This window comes from Paraburkholderia sp. SIMBA_053 (genome assembly GCF_046534895.1).
In the GTDB taxonomy this organism is placed as follows: Bacteria; Pseudomonadota; Gammaproteobacteria; order Burkholderiales; family Burkholderiaceae; genus Paraburkholderia; species Paraburkholderia caledonica.
Window position 1 is genome coordinate 1 of the sequence record NZ_JAWRXU010000736.1, and the last position, 270, is coordinate 270.

Consider the following 270-nt stretch of genomic DNA (forward strand, 5'->3'; position numbering starts at 1 on the left):
CTGCTGGACAACGAGCGCTCGGTGTTCACGCGCGGCACCTACACGGCGTGCCAGTGCGCGGAAGATCCGGCATGGTACATCAAGGGCAGTGAGTTCGATTTCGACACGGGCGCCGACGACGGCGTCGCGCACAACGGCGTGCTGTTCTTCCAGGGCGTCCCCGTGTTCGCGAGCCCGTGGCTGTCGTTCCCGCTGTCGGGCGCGCGGCGCAGCGGCCTGTTGCCGCCGACTTTCTCGATGAGTTCCACTAATGGCATCGACGTCGCGCTG

1 pseudogene is annotated in these 270 nt (G+C 66.7%); it reads left to right on the plus strand.

The window, feature by feature from the left end:
* Positions 1 to 270: pseudogene (locus SB753_RS37530) on the plus strand (LPS-assembly protein LptD); the annotation flags it as partial.